6 protein-coding genes are annotated in these 5,394 nt (G+C 65.1%); all 6 read right to left on the bottom strand.

Going from position 1 to position 5,394, the window contains the following annotated elements; genetic code table 11:
• A partial coding sequence (locus VK519_RS06210; RefSeq protein WP_324348293.1) for an alpha/beta fold hydrolase occupies positions 1-712 on the bottom strand: 712 nt, incomplete at its 3' end.
• Entirely contained in the window at positions 709-1,479 is a 771-nt protein-coding gene (locus VK519_RS06205) for a serine aminopeptidase domain-containing protein (RefSeq protein ID WP_324348291.1), read from the bottom strand. The genes VK519_RS06210 and VK519_RS06205, both read right to left, overlap by 4 nt.
• On the bottom strand, positions 1,476-2,801 hold the full coding sequence (locus VK519_RS06200) for an outer membrane beta-barrel protein (protein WP_324348289.1): 1,326 nt from the start codon (positions 2,799-2,801) through the stop codon (positions 1,476-1,478). Before VK519_RS06200 ends, VK519_RS06205 begins: the two co-directional genes overlap by 4 nt.
• Positions 2,802-2,831: 30 nt before the next feature.
• Positions 2,832-3,581, bottom strand: a complete 750-nt coding sequence (locus VK519_RS06195; protein ID WP_324348287.1) for a P-loop NTPase family protein — start codon at positions 3,579-3,581, stop codon at positions 2,832-2,834.
• Positions 3,578-5,128, bottom strand: coding sequence for an XrtA system polysaccharide chain length determinant (locus VK519_RS06190; RefSeq protein WP_324348285.1), 1,551 nt, complete (start codon positions 5,126-5,128; stop codon positions 3,578-3,580). Before VK519_RS06190 ends, VK519_RS06195 begins: the two co-directional genes overlap by 4 nt.
• Positions 5,129-5,141: 13 nt before the next feature.
• On the bottom strand, positions 5,142-5,394 hold a 253-nt coding region (locus tag VK519_RS06185; protein ID WP_324348283.1), incomplete at its 5' end, for a polysaccharide biosynthesis/export family protein.

Here is a 5,394-nt window from a genome sequence, read left to right as displayed (position 1 = left end):
AACTCGTGTACATGCCAGCGTGTTTAACCAGCGGCCCGAATTGTTCGCCGAACTGTCGCTGGTGATTGAAGTAGTTGCTGATGCCGCCGCTGTAGATCAGGCAGAGCTTGAGCCCCCGGTCGAGCATGCTGGCCAGGTCCGCCTTCACCACCGCCTGCGGCAAGGGCGCCACCGAAAACACAGGCTCGGCGCTCTTTTCGGCAGTTTTAGCCCCACTACGTGACAGCAGACGCTTCCAGCGCGCCGGATCGACCAGGCGCGGCAGGTAATACCGCAGTTTGTAGCCGAGGGTGCGGTAGGCATAACCATCCAGGAATACCGCCCCTGCCACCCGGGCTTCGGTGCAGGCCACCGAATGCGCGTTCTGCGCTCCGGAACAAAGGCCCACTAGAACGAAGCGCGAACACCCGGCCTGCCGTTCCAGGAGGCTCATCGCATCGTCGACGTCCGCACGCACCTGCTCCACGCGGGTACGTGATTCCTGGGAGGCGCCGCTGTCGCCCAGGGTGGATAGGTCGAATCGAAGCGTAGGGTACCCGCGGGCATTGAGCCGCCGGGTCATTTCAACATGCAGGCGGAACGGGCCGATGCGGTTGACAAGGCCCGCATTGAGCACGATCACGCCTACACCATCGCTCGCCGCCGCCGGCAGACCGGCGATACCCACCAGGTGCCGGGCGCGGCCGAACCGGAAGGCCTGTTCCTGCATCATGCGGCCTCCCGGACGTGGCCCGTCACGGTCTGGATCAGGGGGTGGGACAGGATGGCCATCTCCAGCCGCGCCAGGTCGTCCCAGGGAGTGGGTGGCTGCAGGCTGCGTATCACCGCCTCGCGTACGCTCAGGCTCCAGGGAATTTCCTGGCCGATCGTATCGAGCACCAGCAATGGGACGGGCGACGCCTCCAGCTTCAATTCCACCAGTTGGTGCCGGAGTCGATCCGAGACATTGAAGCCCAGCCATTGGGCGGATACGTCCGAGACCATGCGCGGCTGGCTGAAGCGCTGCGCGTCCATTCCCAGCGCCGCCTGCATGGCATCGAGCCGGGTGACATAGGCATGGCCGTCCGGGATGGGGTCCCATGCGACAACACCGGCCAGCTGGGCGGCCGACGACGCGGCAAGGCCGATGTTGCCGCCCAGCCTTGCACCGAAGGCTGTTACACGCCCCGCCCCGCTGCGGGTGCGCAACTCGTGCGCGGCCAGCACGGTATCGGCGACGCACCGGGCAAGATCGACATCGGCGCTGGCGCCTGCCGAATCGCCCGTGCCGTAGTAGTCGAAGCGCAGCACCGCCACGCCGTCGGCCACCAGTGCCTGGGCCAGCTGGCGGTAAAGCCGGTGGCAGCGGATCTGGTCCTGGCCCAGCGGCGGGCACAGCAGCACGGCCTTCCGCGGATGGCCGCCGCTGGCATGGTACATGCCGAACAGCTCACGCCGCGGCCCGAAGAAGAATGGCAGTTCCGCGTCGTCGTCGATCATCGCCGGTACACCACGCCAACAAAGAATTCGGTTTCGCGGTAGCTCTGGCCGGCGGCGTTACTGTCGCGCTTCTCGTGCGAAATCGCAGCCCGCCAGCTCCAGTGCGCCGTAAGGGTGTGCTGGAATGCCGCGCCATAGCGCCAGGTCTTGTCGGTGCGGTCGAGCACGTCGTAGTCGAGCTTTTCGCCGGTGGCGAAGAAGGACAGATCCATCCTTGGCTGCAGACGGTAGGTCAGCAAGAAGCTTCCACCGCGGCCGGTCTGGTCGAAGGTACGGTTATTGATGTACTCGAGCTTGCGGAACATCGGCGAGACGGTGAACGACAGGCGCGTGCCCTGGTAGGAATAACTGGCCTGCAGTTCACGCTGCAGGTACACGTCCGAATCGACCACGGTATTGCCGACCACCGTGGTTCCGCCAAGACTGGTCTGCCCCGGCTCGAGCGTGGTGCTAAGCAAGAACGGCGACAGCGGCGTGGATAGGTCCTGCGCCGCGTCGGAGAACTGGTACGCACCGGAAATGCCAAACGAGCTGCGCGTGGTCGGCTGCCAACCGACGGCCGCGCGCAGCAGCGGCTTGGACTCGGTGCCGCCCTGGTCGAAGTCCAGGCGCGAGTAACCCACCGTCACGTCGGCGTCGAAATGCGCCAGCTGGCTGGTGTAGCGCAGGTACCCTTCGTCGCGGCTGTAGTTGGATCCGGCCGCGTCGTTCTGGAAGGTCACCCGCTGCGTCTCGACGTTCAGCGACACCACGTCGGTGGGACTTAAGTCGCGGAAAAGCCGGCCAGCCAGCACTCCGCGGGACGAATTGAAATCATCCACCTTCGATGCGTAGCTGTTGATGTAGTGCAGTTCCACCTGGCCGCGCATGGCATCGCCGAAGCGGAGCTTCAATATGGGCCCCAGGGTCAGCACGTTGGTCTGCTGCTGGTTGTCCGGTGCATCGCTGGAGAGCGAATCGACCGGACGGACGCCCGCATAGTCGGCCACGGTGAAGTCCAGCCGGTTCGGCACGACCGTCCAGTTGCCGGTGGCGGCAAGCTCCGTCTGCGTCGTATCGTCGAAGCTGCTGGTGGCGTAGTGGTGGTATTCCACGGTCCCCGCCACGTTGGCCTGGAAGGTGGAGCCCTGCTGCAGGTAGGTGAAGGTGGCGCCCGGGATGAGAATATTCGCCGACTGCGGATTGTCGGTGGAAAGTGCAACGTTGTTGCTGTGCTCGATGCCCCCGTAAAGGGAATAATCGAACTGCCCGGCGCATACGGCCGTCGGCCCGGCGGCCAACGCCACCAATACCGCACCCGCTACGGCCCTTCGTGCCAGCATGCCCCTGCTCCCTTCCCCTGCCGGCACCCGTCAGGGCGCCTGGTTGAAAACCACGCCGGCGAGCTTGCCCGGCTCGAAGTTGGCCACGGCCGTGCTGATGGCGCCCGGGGTATCGCGGCCGTAGCCGGCCACCACCACGACGAAATCGGCAAGGTCGGCCAGGATGCGCGCATCGGGCGAGCCCTTGATCGCCGGCCCGTCCAGGAACACATAGCGGTCGTTGTAGCGTGAGCGCAGCGAATCGAGCACGGTGCGCATCCGCGAGGACGAGAAATACTCGCTGCTGTTCTCACGCGACTTGCCCGCCGGGATCAGCCGCAGGCGCGGGATACCGGTGTGGTACAGGATGCGTTCGATGCCAAGCGATGGATGTTCCAGGTAATCGATCAGTCCGCCATGGCCAACCTCCACGCCCAGGGCGCGATGCTGTTCGGGATAGCGCAGGTTGCAGTCGAGCAGCAGGCTGGTGCGTGCCTCGTCGAAGGCAAAGGCCGCGGCAAGGTTGCGCGCCACGAAGCTGCCACCTGATCGCGGACTCACCGGCACCACCAGGGTGACGAAATTCCCTTCACCGGCAAGCCCGAGCAGGCGCGTGCGGATGTTGCGGAAGGCGTCGGACTGCAGCCTGACCGATTGCTCCCGATGGATCAGCCGGCGTTCTTCCAGCTGCAGCGGCGCCAGGGCACCGCCCGGTTCCTCCATCCTGGCGATCGAATGGCCGGTACCGCGGGAGAATTCCGCCGAGGACACCACGGTCGAATCATTGGCCGACGCGTTCATACCCACCCCTTCAGGCGAAGCCAGAAAACCACCAGGTAAACGATCGCGACACCAGCCACGATGAAACCGAGCAAGGAATTACGTACCCGGTCGCGGCGACGGTCGCGCGGCGTCGGGTAGTAGGGAATGGCGGCGAGCACGGTAAGCCCGGTGGCCTGCTCCAGCTGCCACACCGAGCGTACGCGCGGGTCGAAGCGGGTCACGCCGAAGAGCAGGCCGAAGGGGATGGCCAGCGACAACGCCACGCCGGCGAGGCCAAAATGCATGAAGCGGATGCCGGTAGGCTGCAGCGGCATCACCGCCGGGTTCTGCACCAGGAAGGTCAGGCCGCGCTGCTCGGCATCGAGGTTCATCGATACACGGGCACTCTCGCGTCGCTTGAGCAGGTCCTGGTAGACGTCGCGGTTCACGGTGTAGTCGCGGGTCAGCTCCGAAGTGACGTTCTCGGAATTGGCAATGCGGCGGCTACGCTCCAGTTCGTTCTGCAGCATCCCCTCACTGGCGCCGATACGGGCACCGGCGGCCGCCGCTTCGCTGCGGGTGGCGGCCAACTGCATTCGTAGCTGCTGGTACATCGGGTTCATCTGGGTACCGTTGTCCACCGGGATCGGTATGCCAGCCATCCTGGCGGTGTTGCGGCGCGCTTCTTCGCCCTGGGCCTGCACGCGCAGATCCTGGATCTGATGGCGCAGGCGGATCACGTCCGGATATGAATCGGTGTAGGTCAACAGCAACGTATCGAGCTGCTGCTGCAGCGCTGCCATCTGCGTCTGCGCGACGCCCTGCACGGTCTGTACGGCATTGACCTCCGACTCACCCGTCAGCTGCGCCTGGATCGCGGCAGCCTGGGAATTCTTCTCCATCAGCATCATGCGCGTGTTTTCAATCTGGATGCGCAGTTGACCTATGCGCGCATTGGTGTCCGTCTCGCTGCCCGGGCGTGCATCGGCGTTGGCGTCGCGATAGGCCTTGAGCTTGTCTTCAGCGTCGGTAAGCTTCAACCGATAGGCCTCGACCTGGCTATTGATGAAATCGTAGGCGTCGTGGCTCTCGCGCTGCTTGGACGCCAGGCTCTCGGAAATGAACAATTGCGCGAACTGCCGCGTCACCAGGAAGGCGCGCCTGGGATCGGAATCGAAATAGGTGATGGTGATCAGGTTGTCGCGCGCAGTCTGCAAGACCGTGCGCGACTTGATGCCCTCGATGAGCTTGTCCTGCTCGAGCGGCGTCGGGTTCGTTGCCATCCAGCCACCGGCCACCAGGATCTCCGACAGCACCTTGCGGCTGAAGATCACGTCGCGGGCGATGCCGGCGCGGTTCTTGGTCCCCGTGGTGGAGGCTGCGCCTTCCATCAACGGCGTGATGATGCTGCTTTCCTGGGCCAGGATAGTGGTGCTGGCCTCATATTTGCGCGGCCACAACAGGCCCGTGGCCAGGGCCGCCAGGGCGATGGCGGCGAATACCAGGGCAATGGCCAGGCGGCGGCGCTTCGCTTCGCTCACCAGCGCCGGCAACAGGCCGCTCAACGGCATCAGTTCACCACTCATCGACGTCCCCTCCTCAAAATGCGCGCTGCGGCACGGTGATCACGTCACCGGGCTGCACGGGGTAGTTGTTGGCGAGGTCGCCCTGCTGGAGGATCTTCTCCAGGCGAATCGCATACGACGTCGTCGCCCCGGTCTCGCCGTGGCGGTAGAGCTCCGTGCGGTCGGGGGCTGCGAACTCGGTCGTGCCGCCGGCGGCCAGGACCGCGTCGAGCACGGTCATGCCCTGCCGGTAGGGAATGGAAATGGGGCTGCGCACCGCGCCGGTT

Source organism: Pinirhizobacter sp. (genome assembly GCF_035317885.1).
Taxonomy (GTDB): Bacteria; Pseudomonadota; Gammaproteobacteria; order Xanthomonadales; family Rhodanobacteraceae; genus Pinirhizobacter.
The sequence above is the reverse complement of the archived record's forward strand: the minus strand, read 5'-3'. Positions and strand labels throughout refer to the sequence as shown.